Source organism: Roseicyclus marinus (assembly GCF_036322625.1).
In the GTDB taxonomy this organism is placed as follows: Bacteria; Pseudomonadota; Alphaproteobacteria; order Rhodobacterales; family Rhodobacteraceae; genus Roseicyclus; species Roseicyclus marinus_A.
In genome coordinates this window covers 1,022,657-1,048,322 of record NZ_AP027266.1, presented here as the reverse complement: position 1 = coordinate 1,048,322, position 25,666 = coordinate 1,022,657, and the positions used below count along the sequence as shown (strand labels likewise).

23 protein-coding genes, 1 tRNA gene and 1 pseudogene are annotated in these 25,666 nt (G+C 65.5%); 15 read left to right on the top strand and 10 right to left on the bottom strand.

The genetic code is table 11. The features are described 5' to 3' along the window. Nucleotides 1–96 precede the first annotated feature (96 nt). The 3 genes from glpD to AABA51_RS04995 all read left to right on the top strand — a co-directional run bounded on the left by glpD (nt 97) and on the right by AABA51_RS04995 (nt 4,403). On the top strand, nt 97–1,710 hold the full coding sequence (gene glpD, locus AABA51_RS05005; RefSeq protein ID WP_338274995.1) for a glycerol-3-phosphate dehydrogenase: 1,614 nt from the start codon (nt 97–99) through the stop codon (nt 1,708–1,710). 84 nt (nt 1,711–1,794) lie between these two features. Further along, on the top strand, nt 1,795–3,282 hold the full coding sequence (gene glpK / locus AABA51_RS05000; protein ID WP_338274993.1) for a glycerol kinase GlpK: 1,488 nt from the start codon (nt 1,795–1,797) through the stop codon (nt 3,280–3,282). Then, the gene (locus tag AABA51_RS04995; protein WP_338274990.1) at nt 3,279–4,403 is read left to right on the top strand and encodes an iron-containing alcohol dehydrogenase; all 1,125 of its coding nucleotides are present in this window, start codon (nt 3,279–3,281) and stop codon (nt 4,401–4,403) included. The genes glpK and AABA51_RS04995 overlap by 4 nt, the downstream gene beginning before the upstream one ends. Here the strand turns inward: AABA51_RS04995 and AABA51_RS04990 are convergent. The 3 genes from AABA51_RS04990 to AABA51_RS04980 form a co-directional block, all read right to left on the bottom strand. Next, nucleotides 4,400–5,611 (bottom strand): winged helix-turn-helix domain-containing protein, encoded by a 1,212-nt coding sequence (locus AABA51_RS04990; RefSeq protein WP_338274987.1) that lies wholly within the window; start codon nt 5,609–5,611, stop codon nt 4,400–4,402. The genes AABA51_RS04995 and AABA51_RS04990 overlap by 4 nt on opposite strands. 27 nt (nt 5,612–5,638) lie before the next feature. Beyond that, on the bottom strand, nt 5,639–7,459 hold the full coding sequence (locus tag AABA51_RS04985) for an ABC transporter transmembrane domain-containing protein (RefSeq protein ID WP_338274985.1): 1,821 nt from the start codon (nt 7,457–7,459) through the stop codon (nt 5,639–5,641). Between the two features lie 73 nt (nt 7,460–7,532). Continuing rightward, nucleotides 7,533–7,853 carry a hypothetical protein gene (locus AABA51_RS04980; protein ID WP_338274983.1) on the bottom strand — a complete coding sequence of 107 codons (321 nt, stop codon included), beginning with the start codon at nt 7,851–7,853 and terminating at the stop codon, nt 7,533–7,535. 158 nt (nt 7,854–8,011) lie between these two features. On the opposite strand from AABA51_RS04980, the gene AABA51_RS04975 reads away from it, so the two are divergent. The 4 genes from AABA51_RS04975 to AABA51_RS04960 all read left to right on the top strand — a co-directional run bounded on the left by AABA51_RS04975 (nt 8,012) and on the right by AABA51_RS04960 (nt 12,595). Continuing rightward, nucleotides 8,012–10,480 (top strand): M10 family metallopeptidase C-terminal domain-containing protein, encoded by a 2,469-nt coding sequence (locus AABA51_RS04975; RefSeq protein WP_338274981.1) that lies wholly within the window; start codon nt 8,012–8,014, stop codon nt 10,478–10,480. 52 nt (nt 10,481–10,532) lie between these two features. Continuing rightward, nucleotides 10,533–10,606: transfer RNA gene (locus tag AABA51_RS04970), tRNA-Gly, on the top strand. Between the two features lie 208 nt (nt 10,607–10,814). Further along, complete coding sequence (locus tag AABA51_RS04965; RefSeq protein ID WP_338274979.1) at nt 10,815–11,345, top strand: molybdopterin-dependent oxidoreductase; 531 nt, start codon at nt 10,815–10,817, stop codon at nt 11,343–11,345. Nucleotides 11,346–11,518: 173 nt separating this feature from the next. Then, nucleotides 11,519–12,595, top strand: coding sequence for a GGDEF domain-containing protein (locus AABA51_RS04960; protein ID WP_338274977.1), 1,077 nt, complete (start codon nt 11,519–11,521; stop codon nt 12,593–12,595). Nucleotides 12,596–12,637: 42 nt separating this feature from the next. On the opposite strand, the gene AABA51_RS04955 is transcribed toward AABA51_RS04960, so the two are convergent. The 4 genes from AABA51_RS04955 to AABA51_RS04940 form a co-directional block, all read right to left on the bottom strand. Next, on the bottom strand, nt 12,638–14,425 hold the full coding sequence (locus AABA51_RS04955; protein WP_338274974.1) for a bifunctional diguanylate cyclase/phosphodiesterase: 1,788 nt from the start codon (nt 14,423–14,425) through the stop codon (nt 12,638–12,640). Nucleotides 14,426–14,609: 184 nt separating this feature from the next. Next, nucleotides 14,610–15,275, bottom strand: coding sequence for an SOS response-associated peptidase (locus tag AABA51_RS04950; RefSeq protein WP_338274973.1), 666 nt, complete (start codon nt 15,273–15,275; stop codon nt 14,610–14,612). Between the two features lie 23 nt (nt 15,276–15,298). Continuing rightward, complete coding sequence (locus tag AABA51_RS04945; protein WP_338274969.1) at nt 15,299–15,463, bottom strand: hypothetical protein; 165 nt, start codon at nt 15,461–15,463, stop codon at nt 15,299–15,301. A gap of 168 nt (nt 15,464–15,631) precedes the next feature. After that, nucleotides 15,632–17,242: a bifunctional metallophosphatase/5'-nucleotidase gene (locus AABA51_RS04940; RefSeq protein WP_338274967.1), complete on the bottom strand. Its 1,611-nt coding sequence runs from the start codon at nt 17,240–17,242 to the stop codon at nt 15,632–15,634. Between the two features lie 122 nt (nt 17,243–17,364). Here AABA51_RS04940 and AABA51_RS04935 point away from each other — a divergent pair, with 122 nt between their 5' ends. Then, entirely contained in the window at nt 17,365–17,700 is a 336-nt protein-coding gene (locus AABA51_RS04935) for a DUF952 domain-containing protein (protein WP_338274965.1), read from the top strand. Continuing rightward, nucleotides 17,678–18,757: a quinone-dependent dihydroorotate dehydrogenase gene (locus AABA51_RS04930; protein WP_338274962.1), complete on the top strand. Its 1,080-nt coding sequence runs from the start codon at nt 17,678–17,680 to the stop codon at nt 18,755–18,757. The genes AABA51_RS04935 and AABA51_RS04930 overlap by 23 nt, the downstream gene beginning before the upstream one ends. Nucleotides 18,758–18,829: 72 nt before the next feature. On the opposite strand, the pseudogene AABA51_RS04925 reads toward AABA51_RS04930, so the two are convergent. The 3 genes and pseudogenes from AABA51_RS04925 to AABA51_RS04915 all read right to left on the bottom strand — a co-directional run bounded on the left by AABA51_RS04925 (nt 18,830) and on the right by AABA51_RS04915 (nt 21,132). After that, a pseudogene (locus AABA51_RS04925) lies at nt 18,830–20,142 on the bottom strand (MATE family efflux transporter). Beyond that, nucleotides 20,135–20,644 carry a PaaI family thioesterase gene (locus AABA51_RS04920; RefSeq protein WP_338274959.1) on the bottom strand — a complete coding sequence of 170 codons (510 nt, stop codon included), beginning with the start codon at nt 20,642–20,644 and terminating at the stop codon, nt 20,135–20,137. The pseudogene AABA51_RS04925 and the gene AABA51_RS04920 overlap by 8 nt, the downstream one beginning before the upstream one ends. Continuing rightward, nucleotides 20,641–21,132: a PaaI family thioesterase gene (locus AABA51_RS04915; protein ID WP_338274957.1), complete on the bottom strand. Its 492-nt coding sequence runs from the start codon at nt 21,130–21,132 to the stop codon at nt 20,641–20,643. Before AABA51_RS04915 ends, AABA51_RS04920 begins: the two co-directional genes overlap by 4 nt. Before the next feature lie 149 nt (nt 21,133–21,281). Here AABA51_RS04915 and AABA51_RS04910 point away from each other — a divergent pair, with 149 nt between their 5' ends. The 6 genes from AABA51_RS04910 (at nt 21,282) to AABA51_RS04885 (ending at nt 25,385) form a co-directional block, all read left to right on the top strand. Next, nucleotides 21,282–21,656: a MerR family transcriptional regulator gene (locus tag AABA51_RS04910; RefSeq protein ID WP_338274954.1), complete on the top strand. Its 375-nt coding sequence runs from the start codon at nt 21,282–21,284 to the stop codon at nt 21,654–21,656. A gap of 198 nt (nt 21,657–21,854) precedes the next feature. After that, on the top strand, nt 21,855–22,382 hold the full coding sequence (locus AABA51_RS04905; RefSeq protein ID WP_338274952.1) for a hypothetical protein: 528 nt from the start codon (nt 21,855–21,857) through the stop codon (nt 22,380–22,382). 15 nt (nt 22,383–22,397) lie between these two features. After that, complete coding sequence (locus AABA51_RS04900; RefSeq protein WP_338274950.1) at nt 22,398–22,718, top strand: hypothetical protein; 321 nt, start codon at nt 22,398–22,400, stop codon at nt 22,716–22,718. Nucleotides 22,719–22,903: 185 nt separating this feature from the next. Beyond that, nucleotides 22,904–23,305 (top strand): MerR family transcriptional regulator, encoded by a 402-nt coding sequence (locus AABA51_RS04895; RefSeq protein WP_338276441.1) that lies wholly within the window; start codon nt 22,904–22,906, stop codon nt 23,303–23,305. A 30-nt stretch (nt 23,306–23,335) separates the two neighbouring features. Then, complete coding sequence (locus tag AABA51_RS04890) at nt 23,336–25,111, top strand: acyl-CoA dehydrogenase C-terminal domain-containing protein (RefSeq protein WP_338274948.1); 1,776 nt, start codon at nt 23,336–23,338, stop codon at nt 25,109–25,111. Between the two features lie 61 nt (nt 25,112–25,172). Next, nucleotides 25,173–25,385 carry a hypothetical protein gene (locus AABA51_RS04885; RefSeq protein ID WP_338274946.1) on the top strand — a complete coding sequence of 71 codons (213 nt, stop codon included), beginning with the start codon at nt 25,173–25,175 and terminating at the stop codon, nt 25,383–25,385. Nucleotides 25,386–25,666: the final 281 nt, after the last annotated feature.

The following is a 25,666-nucleotide window of genomic DNA, read 5'->3' as shown; positions in this document are numbered from 1 at the left end:
TTTGTGCCCGTTTAGGGAAAAATCATTGCGCGATTGGCTTCGGTTTCGCTAGGGTGCCGCTGCGAAGGACAGAACGCCTGGGGAGGGCGCGGAAACGTGCGGAGCGCGGCAAGCACATCGGCTGTAGACGTGCATGACCTGCTGATCATCGGCGGCGGCATCAACGGTTGCGGCATCGCGCGGGATGCCGCGGGGCGCGGGCTGTCGGTGGTTCTGGCCGAAAAGGGCGATCTGGCGGGCGCGACCTCTTCTGCCTCGACCAAGTTGTTCCATGGTGGGCTGCGGTATCTGGAATATTTCGAATTCCGGCTGGTGCGCGAGGCGCTGGTGGAACGTGAAACCCTGCTGCGGGCCATGCCCCATATCAGCTGGCCCATGCGTTTCGTGCTGCCCTATCACCCCGACATGCGGTTCGAGAGCGACACGCCGACCTCGCGGCTTTTGTCGCGGGTGATGCCGTGGATGAAGGGGCGCAGGCCCGCCTGGCTGATCCGGCTGGGCCTGTTCCTGTATGACACGCTGGGGGGGCGGAAAATCCTGCCCGCGACGACGACCCTGACCCTGCCCGGACGGCCCGAGGGCGTGCCCCTGCAGGAGCGTTTCGTCAAGGCCTATGAATATTCCGACTGCTGGGTCGAGGATAGCCGGTTGGTGATCCTGAACGCGCGCGATGCCGAGGCGCGGGGAGCCACGATCCTGACCCATAGCGAGGTGATCTCGGCCGTGGTGGAGGACGGGATCTGGTCGGTCACGATCGCAAGTGGTGACAAACGGAACATCCTGCGCGCCCGCATGCTGGTCAATGCCGCAGGGCCCTGGGCGGGCGAGGTGATCCACGGCAAGCTGCGCCTGAACAGCCGCGAAAGCGTGCGCTTGGTGCGCGGCAGCCATATCGTGACGGCCAGGCTTTACGATCACGACAAGTGCTATTTCTTTCAGGGAACCGATGGGCGGATCATCTTTGCCATCCCCTATGAGCAGGATTTCACCCTGATCGGCACGACCGATGCCGAACATGACGATCCCAACCGCGCCCCCGTCTGCACCGAGGCCGAACGCGATTACCTGTGCGATTTCGCAAGCCAGTATTTCAAACGCCCCGTGACGCCTGCGGATGTGGTCTGGTCCTATTCCGGGGTGCGCCCGCTCTACGACGACGGGGCCAGTTCGGCGACAGCCGCGACGCGCGATTACACGCTCAAGATCGACCGCTCGGGCGGTGCGCCCGTGCTCAACATCTTTGGCGGCAAGATCACGACCTATCGCCGCCTTGCCGAAAGCGCGCTGGACCAGATCGGCACGGTCCTGCCCGTGACCAAGGGGCCGTGGACGGCGGGCGTCACCCTGCCCGGCGGCGATTTTCCCCATGACGGGCAAACGGCGCTCGCCACTGGCCTGTGCCGGGATTATCCATTTCTGACAGAGGCTTGGGCCCGACGCCTCGTGCGGGCCTATGGCACGGAGGCGCGCGAGGTTCTGGGCGAGGCCAAAAGCCCCGATGATCTGGGACGCGATTTCGGGGCCAGCCTGACGGAAGCGGAGGTCATCTGGCTGATGAGCCGCGAATATGCCCGGAGTGCGGAGGATGTTCTGTGGCGGCGCAGCAAGCTGGGCTTGCGTCTGAGCGACGATCAGGCACGGGCGCTCGATGCCTGGATGGCCGAACAGGCGGGTACAGCCGACAGGACGCTTCTGTCGCGCACGGGATAGGCGCTCCGCCCGATATGGACAGGAACGTCCCGTTGCGGTGAAACGGGTGGCGGAGGACAGGTCAAAACCAGGGGGGATTGCGCCATGGGCCATATTCTTGCACTCGATCAGGGCACGACATCGAGCCGCGGCATCGTCTTTGACGGCGCGATGAAGATCGTGGCCACGGCGCAAGAGGAATTCCCGCAGCATTACCCGGCCTCGGGCTGGGTGGAACATGACGCGGCCGATCTGTGGGCGACCACGGCCGCCACGGCGCGGGCCGCCATCGAACGCGCGGGGCTTCATGCCGCCGATATCGCGGCGATCGGCATCACCAACCAGCGCGAGACGACGCTGATCTGGGACCGCAAGACCGGCAAGCCGATCCATCGCGCCATCGTCTGGCAGGACCGCCGGACCGCCGATTTCTGCGCCAAGCTGCGCGCCGACGGCCACGAGCCGATGATCACGGCACGCACGGGGCTTTTGGCCGACCCCTATTTCTCGGCCACCAAGGTGAAATGGCTGCTCGACCATGTCGAGGGCGCGCGCGACCGGGCACGCAAGGGGGAACTGGCCTTTGGCACGGTCGACAGCTGGCTCATCTGGAACCTGACCGGGGGCCGCGCCCATGTGACGGATGCGACCAATGCCGCGCGCACCATGCTCTACGACATCCACAAGGGCCGCTGGAGCCGCACGATCTGCGATCTGTTCGACATCCCAATGGAAATTCTGCCCGAGGTGCGCGATTGCGCCGCCGATTTCGGGATGACGCGCGCCGACCTGTTCGGGCGGGAAATTCCGATCCTGGGCGTGGCGGGCGACCAGCAGGCGGCGACCATCGGGCAGGCCTGTTTCGCGCCCGGCATGATGAAATCGACCTATGGAACGGGCTGTTTTGCCGTGCTGAACACGGGCGAGACAGCCGTGACCTCGACCAACAAGCTGCTCACGACCATCGCCTATCAGCTCGACGGAAAACCGACCTATGCGCTGGAGGGCTCGATCTTCATCGCGGGCGCGGTGGTGCAATGGCTACGCGACGGGATCAAGGTGATCCGCGCGGCCCCGGAGACCCAGGGTTTGGCCGAAAGCGCCGATCCGACGCAGGATCTGATCCTTGTGCCTGCCTTTGTCGGCCTTGGCGCACCCTATTGGGCGCCCGAGGCGCGCGGCGCGATCTTTGGCATGACGCGGAATTCGGGGCCTGCGGAATTCGCCCGCGCCGCGCTGGAATCGGTCGGCTACCAGACCCGCGATCTTCTGGAGGCGATGAAAGCCGATTGGGCTGGCGACGGCGCTCGCCCCTCGCTTCGGGTCGATGGGGGCATGGCCGCCAATGATTACGCGATGCAATTCCTGTCCGACATCCTGGGCGCGCCCGTGGACCGGCCCGAGGTTCTGGAAACCACGGCGCTGGGGGTGGCCTGGCTTGCAGGCAGCCGCGCGGGCGCATGGCCGGGGATGGAGGGCTTCGCCAAGACCTGGGCGATGGAGCGCCAATTCACCCCCGCGATGGACGATGGGCACCGCAGCGCCCGCTACGACCGCTGGAAGCGTGCGGTCAGCGCGGTTCTGTCGGTATGAGCCATGCGCCCTTCGGCTTTGCCACGGCGGGCGCGATCCGCTTTGGCCGTGGTGTTCTGGTCGAGGCCGCGCCTTGGGCGCTGGCGCGCGCGCGGCGCATCCTTGTCGTGCGCAGCGCCTCTGTCGCTGCCGCAGAGGATCTGGTCCGCGCCCTGTCCGAAGGGGCGGAGGTGCAGGTCATCACCGCACGGGGCGAGCCGGAGCTGAACAGCCTGAATGCGCTATGCGACCGGGCGCGCGGCTTTGCGCCCGAGATGATCGTCGCCATCGGGGGCGGTGCGGCGCTTGACACGGGCAAGGCGCTGGCGGCCTTGATCCCCGCGCCGCACGGGGCGCTGCGCTACCTGGAGGTGGTGGGCGAGGGAAAACCGCTCGACCGTGCCCCCCTGCCCGTTCTGGCCATACCCACGACCGCAGGCACAGGCAGCGAGGTGACGCGCAATGCGGTCATCGGCATCCCCGAAGCGGGCCGCAAGGTCAGCTTGCGTGATCCGCGCCTTTACCCGGCCTTGGCGGTGGTCGATCCCGAGCTTGCGGCCGGGTGTCCCAAGGGGATCGCGCTTGCCTCGGGGCTCGATGCGGTGGTGCAGGTCATCGAACCTTTCATAAGTGGCCGCTCCAATCCGATGACCGACGCGCTTTGCCGCGATGCGATCCCGCGCGGGTTGGCGGCCCTGCGACAGGTGGTCGAGGGGCGCGACTCCTGGGACGACATGGCGCTCACCAGCCTGATGGGGGGGCTTGCGCTGGCCAATGCGGGGCTGGGCGCGGTGCATGGTCTGGCAGGGGTGATCGGAGGGCTGACGGGTGCGGCGCATGGCGCGATCTGCGGCGCGGCATTGGTGCCCGTGCTGCACGCAAACCATGCAGCCTTGCCCGAAGGCAGCGCGGGCCGCGCCCGGATCGATTGGGTGATCGACCGCATTGCCGAGATCTACGGCAGCCTTGACGGTTTGCAGGGTTGGGCGCGTGACCATGGCCTGCCAAGGTTGCCCGATCTGGGTGTGACCGACGAAAACCGGGCCATGATCGCCGAGGAGGCGCGGCGATCGTCTTCCTATGCCGCCAATCCCGTGGACCTTGGCACGCAGTGCCTGATCGGGGTGCTGGAACAGGGCTAAGCCCCCGGCGCGCGCAGCCAGCCATCGGCAAAGGCGACCCTGTGGCAGCCCGCAAGCGGCAGGAGGCGGTCAAGTTCCGCCTCGAGACGGGCCTGGCGCCCCGCGCCCCACCGCACCCCGATCTCGGGCCAGAGCGCGCGCAGGCGCAGACTGCCCGTTTGACGGTCGGCAGCCATGTCGACGCGGGCCACGATCCTGTCCCCTTCCAGCAGGGGAAAGACGTAATAGCCGTAGCGCCGCTGCGCCTCGGGGACGAAAATCTCGATCCGGTAGTGAAAGCCGAACAGCCGCTCGGCCCGCTTGCGGTCGCGCAGCGCCGGATCGAAGGGCGAGAGCACCCGCAAGCGCGCTGGCGGATCGGGAATGTCTTGCAAGCGGTCCAGCGTTTCGGGCCGGATCAGGACGCGGCGCAATGTGCCGTCGGCGCAGGTGATCCCGGCCTCCACCACCCTGCCATCGGTCAAGGCTCGCGCGGCCCAATCGCGCGCCTCGGCGGGGGTGATCAGGTCAAAGAACGCAGCCAATTCGCCCGAGGTGGCAAAGCCCAACCGATCCAGCGCCGCCCCGCAGGCCCAATCGATCACGTCGGGTTCGGGGATATGGGCGTTCAGGTGCTCGGGCGGGATGACGCGTTCGGTCAGGTCGTAGAATTTGCGGAACCCTTCGCGCCGGGTGATGGCCAGATCGCCCGCGCGCCACAGGTATTCGAGCGCGGTCTTGGACGGGTGCCAATCCCACCAACCGGTGGATTTCTCGGCCCGTTTCTCGCCGATCTCGGCGGAATGCACCGCGCCGTGATCGGTGATGTGGCGCAGGACCGTCTCGATCTCGGCATGAAAGGCCGAGCCGTGCCAATCCTTCCACCGCTCGCGCAGGCGGGCGCGGTCACGGGTGAATTTGAGGCGCCACTGCGGAAAGAAGGCCGCGGGGATGACGCTCGCGTCATGGGTCCAATTCTCGAAGGTGACGCGGTCGCGGTCGTTGAGCCTGCGCAGGGCATCGGGACGATAGGCCGTGCGCCGCGACCACAAGATCAGGTCATGGGCGCGTGCCAAGGTGTTGACGCTGTCGACCTGCACGAAGCCAAGGGCATGGATCACGCCCGAAAGATCCTCCCCCTTGCCCGGCCCGGAGGGGCGATCCGACAGCCCATGGGCGGCAAGAAACAGACGCCGCGCCGTCCGGTTGTCGAGCATCGGCAGGTTCATCCGAGCCACCCCCTGCCGCAATCCGCCTTATTCGGCGGCGAGCCCTTCGGTGAATTGCAGCCGCGCCAGACGCGCATAAAGACCGCCCTGCGCCACGAGGCTGTCATGCGTGCCCTCGGCCACGATCCGCCCGGCCTCGAACACGAGGATGCGGTCGGCCTGTTTCACCGTGGCGAGCCTGTGGGCCACGATCAGCGTGGTCCGGTCCGCCGAGAGCCGCGCCACGGCATCTTGCACCGCGCGCTCGCTTTCGGCGTCAAGCGCGCTTGTCGCCTCGTCGAGAAGCAGGATCGGCGCATCGCGCAAGATCGCGCGGGCAATCGCGATCCGCTGTTTCTGCCCGCCCGACAACATCAGGCCGCGTTCGCCGACATAGGTGTCATAGCCCTGCGGCAGCGCGGTCAGGAAATCATGGGCGGCTGCGGCGCGCGCGGCTTCCTCCACCTCGGCATCACTGGCATCGGGGCGGCCGAAGCGGATGTTCTCGCGCGCGGTCGCGCCAAAGATCACCGGGTCTTGCGGCACGAGCGCCATCGCCCCCCGGAAGGTCGCCCGCATCATGTCGCGCAGATCGACCCCGTCGAGCGTGATCCGCCCCTCGGACGGGTCATAGAAACGCTGCAGCAGTTGGAAGATCGTGGTCTTTCCCGCCCCCGAGGGACCGACAAGCGCCACCGTCTCGCCGGGCCGGATGGTGAGCGTGACCCCGTCGAGCGCCCGATCACCGGGACGGGTCGGATAGGAAAAGCGCACATCCTCGAAGGCGATGGCCCCCCGCCCGCCCTGCGGCAGCGCCACGCCGCGCGCGGGGTCCGAGACGGCATCGCCCGTGTGCAGCAATTCCACCAGCCGTTCGGTCGCCCCACTGGCGCGCTGCAATTCGCCCCAGATTTCGGACAAGGCGCCCACCGATCCCGCGACCATGATCGCGTAGATCAGGAACTGGATCAGCTCGCCGATGCTCATGGCATCCGCCCGCACGTCGCGCGCCCCGGTCCACAGAACGCCCACGATGCCCGCAAAGACCAGCGTGATGACGATCACCGTCATGACCGCGCGCGTGGCGATGCGTTTCTTGGCACTGTCAAAGCTCTTTTCGGTCACCCGGTCGAAGGTTTCGGCCGAGGCGCGCTCATGCGTGAAAGCTTGCACCGTCTGCACCGACAACAGCGCCTCGGAGGCATTGCCCGAGCTTTCCGCAATCCAGTCCTGGTTCTCGCGGCTCAGGCGACGCAGGCGGCGGCCCAGCACCACGATGGGCACGATGATCAGGGGCACGATGAGCAGTACCGCGCCCGTCAACTTGGGCGAGGTGATCATCATCAGCGCAAGCCCCCCGATCAGGATCAACAGGTTGCGCAGCGCGATCGAGACGCTGGACGATATCACCGACAGCAAAAGCGTCGTGTCGGTCGTGATCCGGCTCAGGACCTCGCCGGTCATGATCTTTTCGTAGAACGCCGGGCTCATCGCGATCATGCGGTCAAAGACGGCCTTGCGGATATCGGCGACCACGCGTTCGCCCAGCCGCGTCACCAGGTAGTAGCGAAGCCCCGTGCCCAGCGCGAGCAGGATGGCGATGGCGAGCGCGGCCAGGAAATACTGGTCGAGCAGCGCCGCGCTTTCGGTTTCGAACCCGTCCACGACGCGGCGCACCGCGAGCGGCAGGGTCAGCGATACGATGGCGGTCAGCACAAGCGCCGCCCCTGCGGCACCCAGCATCATCTTGTAGGGGGCCAGGAACGGGCCAAGCGCCCGCAAGCTGCCGATCCGGCGCGATTTGGCGCGTTCTTCGGTGGCAGAGGTGGCGGGGCTGGACTTGGCGCTAGGCGAGGTATCTGCGGTCATCTGGCTTTTCTGATCGTTTCCTGCCCCGCGTTACAGGCAGGGCGGGACTGCCGCAATGGGGCGGGCTGCCGCGTCATTCCACGAACCCGTAGCGGTCGAGCAATTCCTGTCGGGTGAAGATCTCGGGCGGCGTTCCGGGCAGACGCAGGCGGATTTGCTCATAGGTGCCATCGGGCCGCCGCCGATACCATTGGATATCCATCGGGCCGAGCGCCTCGAGATGGGCGAGATAGGCATCGAGATCGGCGAAATCGCGTCCTTGGGAAAAGGGCCGCTCCGCCTGCCCGCCATTGCCCCAAGCCTCCGGCGCGGCAAGAACGACAAGCCCCGCAAGGCCCAGACCCACAAGCCCCAAGGGAACGCGTGCAAGGGGACCCATGATCTGCCTTTCCATGCCGCGGAAACCGAAACCACAGGCCTGATCCTAGTCGCAAATTCTGCCATCGGGCAATGCATCTTGCGGCGGAACACTCTTGCCGGATTGGCCGCACCCATGAGACAAATCAGGCGTAAGAGTTTGATCCATATGATCCCGAGTCTTGTGCCATGTGTTTGACCTGTACCCTTATCAATCCCTTTGCCGGCGACTGGCTGCATGAAAGCGCAAGCGCGCGCATCCTGAACGAAAGCGATCTTCCCGGCGGTGATGCCGGCGATGAGCCCGAGCAGGCGGTGCAGCTTGTCGCGGGCGACACGTTCCACGGATCGATCGGCGCCTTGGGCGATTGGGATTGGTTCCGGGTGGAATACGAAGCAGGCGTCACCTATTCGGTCACGCTGACGCCGGGCACGCTGACGGACCCCTACATCCACCTCTATGACGAGACCGGGACGCAAATCCAGGTCATCGACTACTTCTTCGAGGGCGGGACCGAATACTTCACCTTCACGGCCACGGAGAGCGGCACGGGCTATATCGTCGCCGACAGCTACTACAACACGGCCGAAGGTATGGAGACGGGCTTCGTCGATACCGGCACCTATACGCTCTATGTCACCATCGGCGGGCCGATGATCGAGCCGTCGACCAATCCGCTCGAGGCGATCACGTGGAACTATACCGCGCCGAGCATCATCAATGTCTATTTCGCGCCGGGCAATGTCACCTTTGACGATGGCTTGCGGGATCCGCAACTCACCGGCGAATGGGACGCGGTCGAGATGGAGCAGGCACGCCGGGCCTTCGACAGGTTCGAGGCGGTGGCCAATGTCACCTTCACTTTCGTCACCGATCCGAACGAGGCCGATTTCTTCATGGTGGAATCCTCTGCCGCCACCACCGGCGGCGCTGTCGGCTATTGGGGCGTCGGCGGCGGCGAGGTCACGCTGGACGGGTCAAGCCATGTTGTTGACGGTTGGGGCGTGCTTTTCAACACGGATGCGACCTGGACACATGAACGGATCCAACCGGGGTCTTTCGGCTTTTTCGCCCTGATCCACGAGATCGGCCATGGCCTGGGTCTTGCCCATCCCCATGACAGCGGCGGCGGGTCGCGCATCATGAACGGCGTGACGGCGCCGTTCCACTCTCTCGGCGAATTCGACCTCAACCAGGGCATCAACACGATGATGTCCTACAATCCGACCTGGGATACGGCCCCCCACGGGCCGAGCACCTTCTTTGCCTATGGATTTGCGGGCACGCCGATGGCGTTCGACATCGCGGTGCTGCAGGAGAAATACGGCGCGAACCTGTCGACCAATACGGGCGACGAGACCTATGTCCTGCCCGACACCAACGGCTCGGGCACCTTCTATTCGGCGATCTGGGACGCAGGCGGGGACGACACGATCCGCCACAATGGCAATACGGCGGCGGTGATCGACCTGCGCGCCGCACCGCTCACCTATGCGCCCAATGGCGGCGGCTATGTCTCTTTCGTGGCGGGCATCCACGGCGGCTTCACCATCGCGGCGGGCGTGGTGATCGAGGCCGCCAGCGGCGGCGCGGGCGATGACACGATCACCGGCAATGAATGGGCCAACACGCTCCTTGGCAATCGCGGCCACGACAGCCTGTCGGGTGGCGACGGCGACGACACGCTCGACGGCGGCTGGCACAACGACTGTCTCTCGGGCGATGGCGGCAATGACCTGCTGAGCGGCGGGGCGGGGTTCGACACGCTCGACGGCGGGGACGGCGATGACAGCCTATCGGGCGGGGAGCAGGCGGACATCCTCTTGGGCGCGGCGGGCAACGATACGCTGGCAGGAGACGATGGCAATGACCGGCTCTTTGGCGGTTCGGGCAGTGATAGGCTGCAGGGCGGCGAAGGGGCCGACCTGCTGCTCGGCGGGATCGGGAACGATACGCTCGAAGGCGGCTTGGATGGCGATCGGCTCTTCGGCGGCGCGGACAATGACCTTCTGCATGGCGGCGAGGCCGATGACTTCCTCTCGGGCGGCACCGCAAATGACACGCTCTTCGGGGAGGGTGGCAATGACACGCTCACAGGCGATGCAGGCTTTGATGTCCTGCGCGGCGGTGACGGTAACGACAGCCTCTCGGGCGATGCGCAGGCTGACAACCTGTTCGGGGATTTTGGCAATGACACGCTCGATGGGGGCGCGGGTTTCGACCGGCTCTTCGCGGGCGCGGGCAATGACCTGCTTCTGGGCGGGGACGGACCGGATGCGCTTTTCGCCGGAGCAGGTAATGACACGCTTGTTGGTGGCGATGGCGATGACCGTCTATCCGGCGGCAGCGGCTTCGACCGACTAGAGGGTGGTGCGGGCGACGACGAACTCTGGGGCAATTTCAACTGGGACATCTTCGTCTTTGGCGATGGCCACGGGCAGGATACGATCCGGGATTTCGACGCCCTCAACCCGTGGGAAAGGATCGACCTGTCGGGGATCACGGGCTTGGCGGGCTTTGACGATTACGACGCCTTCGCAGCCTCCAGCGGTGCGGTGACGACCACGGGGGGCGGCGTGCTGCTCGCCACGGGCGGCGGCAATTCCATCCTCCTCTGGGGCGTCGACATGGCCGATCTCGACACCAGCGATTTCATCTTCTGATGGCGCGGTGCTTGACGGAGCGGTCGGGGGGCTTTACCTCCCCCCGGCAGATGCGGGCGTTGTGTAATGGTAAGACCCTTGCCTTCCAAGCAAGAGACGCGGGTTCGATTCCCGCCGCCCGCTCCACTCTCCTTGGCTTTGCACTGCGGCCACCGGCACCCGTGACAGGCGCCCGATCGCACCGATCCTGCCCATGCCGCATGCCCCGTCCCAGGCACGCGGCACCAAGTTGTTGATACTTGTCACCTTTTGGGTATCCTTCGCGCGAAGTCGTATCGATTCTCCTGCGTTCAACACTCTTCCCCCTGACGGGGATACCAACGAGGAATTCGCGATGCGATTTGCTGCTCTTTTCGCCATGACACGCCGGGCCATGATGCTGGGGGCGGCATCTGTCGCAATCGCAGGCAGCGCCGGTGCCAACACGCTGGCAAGCCCGACGGGCGAACCGCTTCTGACGGTCCGCGGGGCCATCACGAATGTCGGCGAGGGAAATATCGCGCAATTCGATCTGGACCTGCTGACCGCCCTGCCCTCGGAAACGTTCGAAACCTCGACGATCTGGACCGACGGCGTGCAGGAATTCCGCGGTGTGTCGCTCGATGTGCTGCTGGAGCATGTGGGCGCGACCGGCGACAATCTGCAACTGCGGGCGCTGAACGACTATCGCATCACCATTCCCGCCAGCGACGCCCGCGAAGGTGGACCGATCGTGGCCTATGAGCAAAATGGCAGCCCGATGTCGATCCGAAACAAAGGACCGCTCTGGCTCGTGTATCCCTACGATTCAACGACGGACTACCAGACCGAGGAAATCTACGCCCGGAGCATCTGGCAGCTGATCGAGATCGAAGTCCTGCCCTGAGGCAGGTCCACGCGAGCCAAGTTGCGCTGCCCCATATTTTGGGGTAGCGTTTAGTATATTCACAACTGTTTGGGTTTTGCGTACCGCGCGCTTTGAGTACCTGCGCTTTCACCGGGAAAGTCGGGTTCATGCGTTCGCTTTGGCCGCCATCTTTGCAGCAGATCGTCCCAGTGGTGGTGCTGGTATGCCTGCTGGGCAGCTGGTCCTTGTTCAACGCATTCGTGAACCTGAACGAAACCATCACCGGCATTTCGACGACGGACCGGGAACTGACGCTCTGGACCTCGACGCAGGTGGAATTCAACCTCGCGGAATTCAGGACCGATGTCCTGCTCGCCCTCGGCGACGAAGAAAACCGCAACGACGACCGGATCAGAACATCCTTCGACGTGCTCTATTCCCGCCTGAGCCAGGTCAGCGAAGCGCAGATGCAGGTCATCCTCGACCGGGCCGAGGCCGATTACGTGGTCCCCGCGCTCTTCTCGATCCGCGACAGGATGGCAGAGATCGTGGACAATACGCCCCAGATCGGAAACGAGCAGCTGTCACGTCTCTACGAACTGGCGACCGAGGCGCAGCGCACCTGGCATCCCTACAAGTTCGCCATGCTCGAAGCCGCGCGGCTTGACCGCCTGGCCAAGATCGAAAGCGTCACCATCGCGCTGTCCAATGTCCGCAATCACCTGTTTTTCGGCCTGCTCGCCGCCATCGGCGCGGGGCTTGCGGTCACGCTGTCCTCCTTCTTTGCCAAGAAGAATTCGGAACTTCTCAAGCAGATCGAGCTCGACCCCCTGACCGGGTGCTATTCACGGCAGGGTTTCGAGAATCTCATGACACACCGGTTGAGCACGCAGCATCGGCTGTCGATCGCGGTCGTCGACATCAACGATCTGAAAAAGGTCAACGACTCCCGGGGCCATTCGGTCGGCGACGATTACATCCGCCTGGTCGGCAAGGCCCTGCGCGACGGGTTCCGCAAGGATGACTGCGTGGCCCGGATCGGCGGCGACGAATTCTGGATCGCGGCCGAGGCCCGCCCCGAGGTCATGCTGACCAAGCTCGACGCGATCCAAGTCAAGCTGCGCGAAACCTTGCCCAGCGCCAGCTGGCCCGGCGAGAATTACGGCATTTCCTATGGTGTGGCCGCGGTGACAGACCATCCTGACATGGATACGGCCATCGCTGTCGCCGACCAAAGAATGTATGTCCAGAAAACCGCGACCCGCGCACGGGTCACACGCTCGGCCTGACGCTGCCCCGACCGCGCTGCGCCCCCAAGGCGCGCCTCGTGATCATGCCGGCTGCTGTATGGGCAGGTTCGCCCTGTATGCGGTGATCCAGTCGGTGATGTCCTTGGCGGAAAGCGGTTCGGAATACAGGAACCCCTGTCCCACGTCGAACCCCTGTTCCAACAAGAAGGCCTCGCTTTCCGGGGTTTCGATCCCTTCCGCGACGATGCGGGTCTTCATGCGTTTGCACACCGCCGCCGTCATCGCCGAAATCGCGGCGCTCGCCTCGTTGTCCGGCAGGTCCCGGACAAAGGACTGGTCCAGCTTGACCGTGGAGATCGGAAAGTTCTTGAGATAAAGCAACGAGGAATAGCCCGTGCCGAAATCGTCGATGGCCAGCCTGAACCCGCTGCCATTCAGGTCATGCAGCACCCGCAACAGGGCGTCAGCATTCTCCATCAGCGCGTTTTCCGTGATCTCGATCTCGATCCGGGTGGGGTCTATCCCGTATTCCTGCGGCAAGGCTTTCAGGAAATTCATGAAATCCGGATTGCCCAGTAGCGGCGGCGACAGGTTGAGCGCCAGTTCCAGCTCGATCCCCTGGCGCTGCCATTGCGCAAGTTGCCGGATGGCAGTCTGCGCGACATAGCGGGTCATCTGGTCGATCAGGGTCGTCTTCTCGACGATCGGGACAAAGATGCTGGGCGGGATGTTGCCCGATACGATGTCTCGCCAACGCACCAGCGCTTCGACCCCCATGATCTCGCGCGTTGCCAGATCCACCTTTGGCTGGAAATGGACCTCCAGTTCCTCCTCCCGCAGTGCGCGTTCGAAATCCGACAGCAAGACAAGACTTCGCCTCGCCGACATGTCGAAGCTGCTGCTATAGCGTCCGACCCGTCGCCCGTGCTTGCGCGCCAATGTCAGCCCCGCCATCGCCTTGCGGAACGCATGCCCCGCCAAACGATCCTCCTCGGTCAGTCGGGCCAGACCAAAGCGCGGCAACAGCAAAAGGGAGAAATTCTCGAAAGGGATGGTCGCGGGCATCCGCTCTTCCATGTCCTCGACGAAATCGCGCAGGCTGCGCATCCCGCTGGGCAAGGCGATCCCGAAGGTCGATCCATGGATGCGCGTGACCAGCCGGTCCGGCCCCATCGCAGCCTCGAGCGCGCGCCCGATCTGGCAGATGGCGCGGTTGGACGCCTCGATCCCAAGGGCGCGCAGGACGGCGGAAAGCCCCTCAAAGGCGACGACCACCGCGTAACCCGGCGGCTGCGGCAGCTGTTCGATGGGATCTGCCCCCGCAATCAGCCGTATGGAGGCCACCGGCGACAAGAGACCGGTCACGGGATCGATGCGTTCACGCGCGACGCTTTCTTGTTGGCGCAGGTACATCAGCATCGCCAAAAGCCCCGTGAACCCACCGATCATCAGGAACATCACGAGGCGAAAGACCCAGGCCTGCGTGGTCTGCATCACCTCGTTTTCCACGTCGAGCGGCATCCATGGTCCGATGCAAAGCGCGGCGATCAGCCCCGCGACAAGCCCGCCGGGGATCTTGAAAACGGCCGCGGCCAGGATGACGGGCAACAAGATCACATAAGGATAGGGATAGGTCGTGCCGCCCGTCTCGTAGACGACGACGGTCGCGGCAAAGAGCCCCAACAGCACGAACACGGCCACGCCGACGATCCTCGGGCGCGACGTGATCGTGGGCTTGAAAACCGCCCCCCAAGGCGACACCGTCCCGGCCCGGCAATAGCCGTCTGCGATAGCGATATCCCATGAGCGGCCATGCTCTTGAGCTTGGGAAAAGCGCCCTGACGGAGATGGGGCAGTCTTGTCGGTCATCAGGCAAGGCTACCCTTGAAGGATCCCAGAACGGACGGGACGCGGGGCACGCTTACTAACCGGTTAACATCATATGATTTTTTGTGGCCGAATGCAAACCTGCCGACGACACTCCGACGAAAAAAGCGTCACGCGGGCCTTGCGGCTTGCGGGCGTGGTTTAGGGCCGGGCATCGGGTCGGGCCTCAGGCCGCCAGCGGTCTGATCAGATCCTCGCCCGCTGCGCGGTTGGAATTGACGCGCGGGTCCACGCGCCAACGGTCATACCACCCTTCGGGGGCCGGACGCATCAGGGGGGCGGCCTTTTCCCCGGTCTCACCCAGCCAGCGCGCCCAATCGGCGGGGTCCAGCACGACCGGCTCACGGTGATGGGTCGCGGCCATCCAGTCGCTGGCCCCCGCCGTGACGATGGCACAAGCCGTCAGGCGCGCATCGCCCTGCGCCCAATCCTGCCAGATCCCTGCGAAAACCAGCGGCCCCTCCCCCTTGGGCGCGAAATACCACGGCAGCCGGTTGCCGCCCTCATCCTTGGTCCATTCGTAAAAGCCGCTGGCCGGGATCAGGCACCGCCGCTCGCGCACGGCGGCGCGAAAGGCCGGTTTCTCGGCGATGGTTTCGGCACGCGCATTGATCAGAAGGGGGCCATCCGTGGGCGTCTTGTACCACTGCGGCACGAACCCCCATCGCATCGGGCGCAAGCGCCGCCCGCCCTGTCCCGTCGTCACCACGGCCACGGCCTGCGTCGGGCAGATGTTGTAGCGCGGCACCTCTGGCAGGTCGTTCGACGGCGCGGCCTGAAACAGCCGCGCCATGGCGTCATCGGGATGGGTCATGGTCATGCGCCCGCACATGGGGCGCAAGGATAGGCGCGGTTTCAGCGCCCGTAAACGTGCCGCCACGCGATCTTTTCCGCATCCTCGCGGAAAATGCCGATATCCCATGCCATCTCGCGCGGCAGGCTGGAAATCTCGCGGACAGTCTGGTTGTAGGCGGCGCGCTTTGCGGCGGCCGTGCGCAGGCGGGTGATCATCGAAACCATCGGTGGCTCCCTTCAGACATCGAAACTCTCTTCATGCCCGCAATATGGTGGCGCTAACGGCGCGCACAATTGCCCCGATCCGACACCCGCCCTGCACGGTTTGCATGGCATGAAAAAGGCCGGCGCGGGGATGTCCCGCACCGGCCCTGCACGTCTCTCGTGGTCCGGTCACTCGACCGTGGCGATCCGCCCGTCGGTATAGGGCGCATAGGGGCTGTTGGCACCGATATAGGTCGCCACCACCTCTTCCAGACCGGGGCCGAAGTCATAGGCATTCATGCCGTTCCGGGCAAAGATGCTGTAGCCGTCGCCGCCTGCGCGCATGAAGTTGTTGGAGACGATGCCATAGGTCGCGCCTGGGTCCAGCGCCTCCCAGGTGCCGCCCATGTCGACCTCGACCGACACGATCCGCGCGCCGGGCTCGCCCGCCGGGTTCCAGGTGAAACGCATGCCCGCAACCTGCGGGAAGCGGCCGGCCACTTCCTCGACCTGGCTCACGCCGTTTTCCAGCGCCGCCAGAACATCCGCCCCGGTCAGCTGAAAGGTCGCCAGCGCGTTCTGGAACGGCAGGACGGTAAAGACCTCGCCCATCGTCACCTCGCCCCCGTCGATCGAGGCGCGCAGACCGCCACTGTTGGCGAAGGCGATCTGAATACCCTGATCGGCCACGCGATCCAGCATCGCATCAGCCACCAGATTGCCCATCGGGCATTCCATCACCCGGCAGACGCTGCGGTCGCCCTCGATGAAATCGGTGGCCGCGCCAACGACCTCGCCCATGGCGGCCTCGATCGGACCGGCAAGCTCGGCCACGCGCGCGGCAATCGCTGCGTCGGGTGTCACGCTCGCATCGAGCAGCATGGTGTTGCCCTCGGCATAGACGACGCTGCCCGCATCATCGAGCGTAACCTCCAGATGCCCGAGGTATTTCGAATAGGCATAGGCCTGCACGATCGGCACCATCACGCCCTCGGGGTTCGAGATCCATAGCGGATAGGGACCGTCGCGGTCGGGGTCGTCCTGGCTCAGATAGGTATGCGAATGGCCCCCGACGATCACGTCGATGCCGGTCACGGCCTCGGCGATGCGGATATCGGCGGGCAGGCCGACATGGGTCAGCGCCACGATGACATCGACGCCCTGGGCGGTCAGCGCATCGACATCGGCCTGAAGCGCGGCGATCTCCTCGGCAAAGACGACGCTGTCACCGGGCGAGGAAATCTCGATCGTATCCCGCGTCAGCGCCGCGATCAGGCCGACCTGCATCCCGTTCACGTCCAGAACCACATGGTCCTGCACACGGCCGTTCAGCGTCGGATCGGCGCTCACGTCGATATTGCCCGAGATGACGGGGAAACTGACCGCATCGAGCAGCGGCAACAGGCCCTCGGGACCGTTGTTGAACTCGTGATTGCCCAGCGCCATGGCATCGAAACCGATGGTTTCCATGAACTCGCCCGCCGCAGCGCCCCGATAGGTGGTGAAGAACAGGCTGCCCTGGTACTGGTCGCCCGCATCCAGAACGATCACGTTCTCGCCTGCCGCCTCCAGATCGCCCCGGATCGTGTTGATGGCAGTCCCGATCCGGGCCACGCCCCCGAAACATTCGCCCGCCGCGTCATCCTCGGCGGAACAGGTCGAATCGAACCGGTTGATCGGCTGGATACGGCTGTGCAGGTCGTTGATATGCAGGATATGCAGCGTCGTTTCCGCCGCGACCGGCGCGGCCAGCGACAGGCCTGCCACCATCGCGGTGGAGCCAAGGATTCGTGCAAGCATCGTTGCTCTCCCGTATGTGTTGGACCCGATCAGACTGACCGCCCCTGCGGCGCAAGTAAAGCGGAACGGTGACGCTTGCGTAACACTTGACGGCAGGTCACCGCCGGGCCAAGGGATCGCTCATGCGCATCTACAAGATCCTCCGCCAGGCCGAATGGGCCGATCTCGACGCCCGGGGCGAAACCGCGGGCGCACCCGTCGACATCGCCGACGGCTTCATCCATTTCTCGACCGCCGAACAGGTGGCCGAGACCGCCGCGCGCCATTTCGCGGGGCAGGACGGGCTGATCCTCGCCGCCTTCGAGGCGGGTAGCCTCGGCACGGCGCTTGTCTGGGAACCCTCGCGCGGGGGGGCGCTCTTCCCGCATCTCTACGGGCCCTTGCGCCGCGCCGACGTGCTCTGGCACGCGCCCCTGCCGCTTCAGGGCGGCACCCATGTCTTTCCGGCGGATCTCTGAGACCATGTGGGAACGCTTCGGCCTGTCGGTGATGCAGCGGATGGACCCCGAGCGCGCCCATGCGCTGGCGATTTCGGCGCTGAGAACCGGCCTCCTGCCCGCCCCGGGCCCCGTCACCTCGCCCCGGCTCGAAACCCATCTGGCCGGGATGGTCCTGCCCAACCCCGTGGGCCTTGCCGCAGGCTTCGACAAGAATGCCGAGGCCGTTTCCCCCCTCACCCGCGCAGGCTTCGGCTTCATCGAGGTGGGCGCGGCCACGCCCGTGCCCCAGCCCGGCAATGCCAAGCCCCGGCTGTTCCGCCTGACCGAGGATCGGGCCGCGATCAACCGCTTCGGCTTCAACAACGAAGGGATGGAGGCGATCGCCACCCGGCTCGCCACATCCCCCCGCGCCGTGCCCGTGGGCCTGAACCTCGGCGCGAACAAGGACAGCGCCGACCGCGCGGGCGATTTCGCGCGGGTGCTGGCGCGCTGCGGCGCGCATGTGGATTTCGCCACCGTCAATGTCTCCTCCCCCAATACCGAACGGCTGCGCGACCTGCAGGGGCGGGCCGCGCTCGAAACGCTGCTTGCGGGCGTGATGGACGCGCGCGCCGCATTGGCCCGGCCGATCCCGATCTTCCTCAAGATCGCCCCCGACCTCAGCCCCGACGACCTGGCCGAGATCGCCGAAGTGGCGCAAGCCCAGCGCCTTGCGGGCATCATCGCCACCAACACGACGCTGTCGCGCGACGGTCTTTCCAGCCGCCACCGGGCCGAGACGGGCGGGCTGTCCGGCCAGCCGCTCTTCGAGAAATCGACCCGCATTCTCGCGCAGCTCTCCAGGCTGACGGGCGGCACCCTGCCGCTCATCGGGGTCGGCGGCGTGTCGAATGCCGATCAGGCCTGGGAAAAACTGCGCGCGGGCGCGACGGCGGTGCAACTCTATACCGCGCTCGTCTATGGCGGCCTGACGCTTGCCGCCCGCATCGCCCGCGATCTCGACGCCCGCGCCCAGGCCCAAGGCATCTCCAACCTCTCTGAGATCACAGGCACGGGAACCGGCGACTGGACCTGAGGCTCCCCGCTTCTCTGTTTCGAAAATATCCCGGGGGAATCGCCAAAGGCGATGGGGGCAGAGCCCCCCTCCCTACCCCGCCGCCCGCTCCAGCGCCGGGTAGCGCCCCCCAGCGTGACACCGCGCAACACGAAAAACCCCACCAGCGCCGCCCAAAGCCCGTGATTGCCCATCCCCGGCATCAACAGGGCCACCAACAGGGCATAGCCCGCGAAACTGACCGCCATCATGTTGCGCATGTCGCGGGTCCGGGTCGCCCCGATGAAGATCCCGTCCAGCATCCACGAGGCCCAGCCGCCCAGAACCGCCGCGACGATCCAGGGCAGATAGGTGCGCGCCTCGCTGCGCACCCCCTCGGCCGTGGTCATCAGGTCGATGAAGACACCGCCAAAGCCCCACAAGATCACCGCCATCCCGCCACAGACGGCCAGGCCCCAGATGCTCGTCAGCACCGCCGCCCGTCGCAAGGCGACCCGGTCCCGCGCGCCCATCGCACGCCCCACCAGCGCCTCGGCGGCAAAGGCGAAACCGTCCATCCCGTAGCTTGTCACATAGACGAACTGGATCAGCACCTGGTTGGCCGCCAGCGTCGCATCGCCGAAATCCGATCCCAGGAACAGGAAGGAGGAAAACCCCAAAAGCAACAGAACCGACCGGATCAGGATGTCGGTATTGACCGAAGCCATCCGCCACAGCGCCACCCGGTCAAAGACCCGCAGCCAATCGCGCCAGGCCGGGACCGCGAAAGCGCCACGGCAGAGCCACAGGCCCAGGCACAGCCCGCTCCATTCCGCGATGAAGGTGCCGAGCGCCACACCCTCCACCCCCATCTCCAGCCCCATCACGAACCAGATCGACAGCGCGATGTTGAGCCCGTTTTGCCACAATTGCAGCGCCAGAACCGCGCCCGTGCGCTCCTGCGCGATCAGCCAGCCGGTGATCCCATAGATCGCGATGGCGGCAGGGGCCGACCAGATGCGCACCTGCAGATAGGCCCGCACCAGGCTTTCGACCTCCTCGCTTGCGGGCGACAGCCACAGGGCAAGGCCAAAGATCGGCGCGCGCAGCACGACAAGCGCAAGCCCCGCCGCCGCCCCGATCATCAAGACCCGCGTCAGAAGCGCTGCCACCTCCGCCCTGTCGTCTGCCCCGATGGCCTGCGCGGCCAATCCCACCGTGCCCATCCGCAGGAACCCAAAGGCCCAGTAGATCGAGGTCAGGATCACCGCCCCCAGCCCAACCGCCCCGATGGGCGCCGGATCGCCCAACTGGCCCACCACCGCCGTATCGACCACCCCCAGAAGCGGGATCGTGGCATTCGAGATCACGACCGGCAGCGCGATCCGCAGGACCCGGCGATGGCTCAGGCGGAGGGTCTCAGCCATCGCGGGGCGGCATCAGGAAATGCCCCGTCGCCTGCGCGAAAAGCCGCTGGCGATTGTCCTGCCAGGCCTCGACATGGACGCTGGCATAGCGCCGACCCTGCCGGTTCACCCGCGCCCGCGCATAGGCATCGCGCGGCAGGCCCGAGCGCAGGTAATCCACCGTGAAATCGATGGTCTTGGGCAGGCGCGGCAAGGTGGCGGGGCTCAGGCTCTCGGCGGCGATGCGCCCGCTTTCCACATCGTCCCACAACAGCGTGAAGGACAATTCCATGATCGCCGTCACCTCGAGGAAAGACGCGATCGCCCCCCCGTGCAGCGCGGGCAAAAGCGGGTTGCCGATCAGCTTCGGGTCATAGCTCAAGACCCCGGTCAATTCGTCGCCGCGCCGGTCGAAACTGACGCCCAGAAACCCGATATAGGGCACGGCCTCGACCAGAACGGCCAGCGCGCGGTCACGGCGCTGCTTGATCCGCTCGACAGGTTCGGGCTTGCCCCGGCTCATGGCTTGGCCTCCGGTGCGGGGCGCTCGACGGTAAAGGCCCCGGTGGCCGCCGCGACCGGGCGCGTGCGGTCCTCGTCCCAGGCCTCGGCCCGGACAAAGGCGACCGAGCGGGTGACGTGGTAGCATTCGGCCCGCGCCGTGATGCGCTGACCGGGCGTCGCCGCGCGCATGTAGTCGATCCTCAGATCGATGGTCGCGGTGCCTGCCAGCGCCTCGGGATGGCACATGACCGCCGCGCCCCCGCAGGTGTCCATCAGCGCCGAAACCGCGCCGCCATGGATCACCCCGGTCTTGGGATCGCCCACCAGGGCCTCCGACCAGGGCATCGAGATCGTGGCGATCCCGTCCCCGATCTCCTCCAGCCGCATGTCGAGCGCGCCCGAGAACGGGATCGCTGCGATGAACTGGCGCGCGATCCGCGCCTTTTGCGCGATGACCGACCCGGCCTCCCCGATCCTGTCGTCCCCGCTGCCCGTCTCGCCCGTCATCGCGCCGCCCGCTCCCTGCCGATGCCGACAGTCTTCCCTTGAGCCCGCGTCGGGCGCAAGCCCCGCCACGGCTTGGCTTTGCAGGCGCGCCCGCCCGCCCTATGCTATCCCGCGCCTGAAGGTAACGATCGGATCGGGGGGACGCGAAGATGGGCAAGGAAACGCGGCTCAGCTTCAAGGAGATGTGCGCACGCTTCGACGTGACGCCGCGCACGCTCCGGCATTACGAATACATCGAACTGCTCTTTCCCGAACGCGAGGGACGGGCGCGGTTCTACGGCCCGCGCGAGGTGGCGCGCATGACGCTGATCCTGCGTGGGCGGCGCTGGGGTTTCGCGCTCGAAGAAATCCGCCAATGGCTCGAGATGTATGACGCGGACCCGCAGGGCGGCGCGCAACGCAAGGCCTGGCTGGCGCTGGCCGACCGGCAATTGGCCGAACTGCGCCAGCGGCGGGCCGAACTGGACGAGATCATCGAAGAGCTGCAAAGCGTGCGCGACAGGACCGAGGCGTCCTGGAGCTGAGGCAAGTGCGGGGGATTGCCCCCCGAGTATCGAGTGAGGCTTTTTGCAATGCTGCCTGGGCAACGCGCCGTCCTGTCCGACCTGCGGACAGACCTGATGAAATGGCGGCTGCAACGATTTGGACCCCGCCCCAGGCTTTGGTATCTGCCCGATCGCACCGTCTTTCCGCATCGCTGGGAGGGATCCAACAAGCTGCGTATGGGAAGCTGCGGAAAGGACGGGCGCTTCGATCCTGAAACAGCCCTTTTCCGCCGCTATCACCCGCGACACAGGCACCGTCTCGGACAGGCTCATGACGAGATCGCGACACAGACGCCCCGAATTGCCTCCGCCCTCTACGCAGGCCCCCTGTTCCCCGCCTTCGGACATTTCCTGCTCGAAAGCCTCGCCCGGCTATGGGCGGCTGATCGTTTTCCAGACCGTCCGATCCTCTGGAGCGTTGGACAAGGCACCGACCACGCGATCCTTCAGCCATGGATGCGCGATATTCTCGACCTCTTGGGCGTGACCAATCCGATCCTTTTGGTCACCGCGCCCGTGACCGTGGATGAACTGATCGTTCCAGCCCCGGGATACGAGATCCAGTATCGATTTGGCGCCCACCACCGCAGGTTTCTGGGAAAGGTCAGCCACAGACCGGAACCGAACCGGAAACTCTGGCTGTCGCGCGCAGGCGTGGAAAAGGTGGAAAACGCGGGACGGACCGCGCTCGAGGCGCGGTTGTGACAATGCGGGTGGGACGTGGTGCGCCCCGAAACCCTGACGATCCGCGACCAGATGGCGGCGCTGGCGCGCGCGGAACGGATCGCGGGAGAACAGGGATCGGCTCTCCACAGCCTGATCTTGTTGCGCAAACCAAGGCGTCTGCGCCTCGATGTCTTCGCCCGCGACCCGAGGTTGGCGGGTCACGCCATAAACGCCAATCAAGATACGATCTGCACCCGACTGGGGATCGACTATCGCCTTCACCGACTGCCGGAGGAATCCGTCGAGACCGGCACGGGCGCAGGCGTCATCAAGACTTTCGGCCCGCCCGATGCCTATCTCGACAGGCTGGATTGAGCGGAAAGCACCGAAAGCCCCTCACAAAATTGCGCCTTCCCCTGCGTAATCTTTCCTGACGTTTCGTCACCCTGCAAAGTGACGCGACGTTCCGTTTACGTCAACGTCATCCTGTCTTGTAAAGATATCCCCGACTCGCACATCCAGACGGCAGAAACCCCATGTTCGACACGGAAGACAGGACCATGACCGCCGATACGATGACCATCCGCCAGATGTGCGACGCCTTCGAGGTGACGCCGCGCACCCTGCGCTTCTACGAGCAAAAGGAACTGCTCTTCCCGATCCGCGAGGGGCAGAAGCGCCTGTTCACGAAACGCGACCGCGCCCGGCTCACGCTGATCCTGCGCGGCAAGCGCTTCGGCTTCAGCCTCGAGGAAATCCGCCAGCTGCTCGACCTCTACTACGTGGGCGACCAGCAGGCGACGCAGCTGTCGCGCACCATCGCCATCGCGCGCGAGCGGCTGACCGACATGGAACGCCAGCGCGCCGAACTGGACGTGGCGATCAACGACCTTCAGAGCCAGATGGGCCTCGTCGAGGACATGCTGGCCAGCCTCGGGGGCGCGCGCGACGCCGCCGAGTGAGCCAGGGACAAGACCGGGAGGATTGACGACATGCCGAGCTATACCGCCCCCACCAAGGACATGCAGTTCATCTTGCATGACGTGCTGAAACTCTCGCAGGGCAAAACGCCCGGCTACGGCGATCTCGACCGCGATTTCACCGCCGCCATCCTCGAGGAAGCGGGCAAGATCGCCTCCGAGGTTCTGGCCCCCCTGAACCCGGTGGGCGACACCCATGGCTGCCGGCTCGAGAATGGCGTGGTCTACACCCCCCCGGGCTTCAAGGATGCCTTCCAGCAGATGAAGGACAACGGCTGGCCCGGCATCGACATGCCCGAGGACTTCGGCGGCCAGGGCATGCCCTATGTGCTGGGCACCGCCGTCGGCGAATTCTTCTCCGCCGCCAACCAGGCCTTCACCATGTACCAGGGCCTGACCCATGGCGCGGCCTCCACCATCCTCGCCCACGGGACAGAGGCGCAGAAAGCGACCTACCTGCACAAGATGGTCGCCTGCGACTGGACCGGCACCATGAACCTGACCGAACCCCATTGCGGCACCGACCTGGGCCTGATGCGGACCAAGGCCGAACCGCAGGCCGATGGCAGCTACAAGGTGACGGGGCAAAAGATCTTCATCTCGGCCGGCGAACACGACATGGCCGAGAACATCATCCACCTCGTGCTGGCAAAGATCCCCGGCGGCCCCGAGGGGATCAAGGGCGTCTCGCTCTTCATCGTGCCCAAGTTCCTCGTGAACGAGGATGGCAGCCTCGGCCCCCGCAACGGCGTCTCCTGCGGCAAGATCGAGGAAAAGATGGGCATCCACGGCAATGCCACCTGCGTGATGAACTACGACGGGGCGACCGGTTACCTCCTGGGCGAGGAACACAAGGGCATGCGCGCCATGTTCACCATGATGAACGAGGCCCGCCTCGGCGTCGGCATGCAGGGCGTGGCCCAGGCCGAGATCGCCTTCCAGAACGCGCTGGCCTATGCCAGGGACCGCCTGCAGGGCCGCGACATCACCGGCCCGAAAAACCCCGACAGCCCCGCCGATCCGCTGATCGTCCACCCCGACATCCGCCGCAACCTGATGGAGCAGAAAAGCTTCGTCGAAGGGGGGCGCGCCTTCCTCCTCTGGGGGGCGACGCTCATCGATGCGGCCCACAGGTCGGGCGATGCGGAGGCCGATGGCCTGATCTCGCTCATGACGCCCGTCATCAAGGGCTTCCTGACCGACAAGGGCTTCGACATGACCGTCCAGGCCCAGCAGGTCTATGGCGGGCATGGCTACATCGAGGAATGGGGCATGTCGCAATACGCCCGCGACGCCCGCATCGCGATGATCTACGAAGGCGCCAATGGCGTGCAGGCGCTCGACCTCGTGGGCCGCAAGCTGGCGCAAGATGGCGGCAAGCATGTGATGGCCTTCTTCGAGATGGTCAAAACCTTCTGCAAGACCGCAGGCGAGACGCAAGGCATGGCCGAATTCGTCGACCCGCTCAAACGCGCCTCCAAGGATCTTCAGACCGCCGCGATGTATTTCATGCAAGAAGGCATGAAGAACCCCAATGCCGCGCTCTCGGGCAGCTATGATTTCATGCATCTCTTCGGCCATGTCTGCCTTGGCCTGATGTGGGCACGCATGGCCGAGGCCGCACAGGCGGCGCTGGCCGCAGGCACGGATGACCCCGAGTTCCACCGCACGAAACTGGCCACCGCGCGCTTCTACATGGCCCGCCAATTGCCGATGACGGCGACGCATCTGGCGCGCATCCAGTCGGGCGCCGAACCGGTGATGGCGCTCGACGCCGCGAACTTCTAGGCTCGGGTCCGGGCCGCATCGGAGGAGCGCGGCCCGCCACATCCTCGAGGGAGGGGGAAGAATGCCCAAACGCCTGCGGCTCACGCGCCGCCCCAACATCGCCATGAGCGAGGACGGCTTTCGCAAATTGCGCGCCCTGTCCGGTGAGGCCGGCCTCGACGAGGGGGAATTCCTGTCCTTTCTCTTCGAGAACTGGGGCAGCGTGATCCACGAGGAAAAGCTCGCCGCGCGGCTGCGGCTCTTCAATTCCGAGCTTGAGGAGCGCAAGGCGTGAGGGGCCGGGGCCTCCGCCATCCTATCGCGCCGACCGGGACCGTCGGGCCTGCATATTTTTGGAAAGATGAAGCCCAGGGATCAGCGCCCCGTTCCGGCGAGTGTTCCCCAACGGATCCGCGGTCCCGAGGGGCGCTGCACGGCGGACCGGGGCGCCTTCACCTTTCACGGTCATCGGCTTGCCAGCCTGTACCGCCCGTCCAGTCTGGCGCATTAACCTTAACAGGACGTTACGAGCCTTCATCTTTCCATAAATATGCACGACGCACCGCCGCCACGCGA

Coding starts and splice junctions, on each gene's coding strand:
- glpK (WP_338274993.1), top strand. CDS start 1,795: ATGGGCCATATTCTTGCACTCGATCAGGGCACGACATCGAGCCGCGGC.
- AABA51_RS04995 (WP_338274990.1), top strand. CDS start 3,279: ATGAGCCATGCGCCCTTCGGCTTTGCCACGGCGGGCGCGATCCGCTTT.
- AABA51_RS04990 (WP_338274987.1), bottom strand. CDS start 5,611: ATGAACCTGCCGATGCTCGACAACCGGACGGCGCGGCGTCTGTTTCTT.
- AABA51_RS04985 (WP_338274985.1), bottom strand. CDS start 7,459: ATGACCGCAGATACCTCGCCTAGCGCCAAGTCCAGCCCCGCCACCTCT.
- AABA51_RS04980 (WP_338274983.1), bottom strand. CDS start 7,853: ATGGAAAGGCAGATCATGGGTCCCCTTGCACGCGTTCCCTTGGGGCTT.
- AABA51_RS04965 (WP_338274979.1), top strand. CDS start 10,815: ATGCGATTTGCTGCTCTTTTCGCCATGACACGCCGGGCCATGATGCTG.
- AABA51_RS04955 (WP_338274974.1), bottom strand. CDS start 14,425: ATGACCGACAAGACTGCCCCATCTCCGTCAGGGCGCTTTTCCCAAGCT.
- AABA51_RS04950 (WP_338274973.1), bottom strand. CDS start 15,275: ATGTGCGGGCGCATGACCATGACCCATCCCGATGACGCCATGGCGCGG.
- AABA51_RS04945 (WP_338274969.1), bottom strand. CDS start 15,463: ATGGTTTCGATGATCACCCGCCTGCGCACGGCCGCCGCAAAGCGCGCC.
- AABA51_RS04940 (WP_338274967.1), bottom strand. CDS start 17,242: ATGCTTGCACGAATCCTTGGCTCCACCGCGATGGTGGCAGGCCTGTCG.
- AABA51_RS04935 (WP_338274965.1), top strand. CDS start 17,365: ATGCGCATCTACAAGATCCTCCGCCAGGCCGAATGGGCCGATCTCGAC.
- AABA51_RS04930 (WP_338274962.1), top strand. CDS start 17,678: ATGTCTTTCCGGCGGATCTCTGAGACCATGTGGGAACGCTTCGGCCTG.
- AABA51_RS04920 (WP_338274959.1), bottom strand. CDS start 20,644: ATGAGCCGGGGCAAGCCCGAACCTGTCGAGCGGATCAAGCAGCGCCGT.
- AABA51_RS04915 (WP_338274957.1), bottom strand. CDS start 21,132: ATGACGGGCGAGACGGGCAGCGGGGACGACAGGATCGGGGAGGCCGGG.
- AABA51_RS04910 (WP_338274954.1), top strand. CDS start 21,282: ATGGGCAAGGAAACGCGGCTCAGCTTCAAGGAGATGTGCGCACGCTTC.
- AABA51_RS04905 (WP_338274952.1), top strand. CDS start 21,855: ATGGGAAGCTGCGGAAAGGACGGGCGCTTCGATCCTGAAACAGCCCTT.
- AABA51_RS04895 (WP_338276441.1), top strand. CDS start 22,904: ATGACCGCCGATACGATGACCATCCGCCAGATGTGCGACGCCTTCGAG.
- AABA51_RS04890 (WP_338274948.1), top strand. CDS start 23,336: ATGCCGAGCTATACCGCCCCCACCAAGGACATGCAGTTCATCTTGCAT.
- AABA51_RS04885 (WP_338274946.1), top strand. CDS start 25,173: ATGCCCAAACGCCTGCGGCTCACGCGCCGCCCCAACATCGCCATGAGC.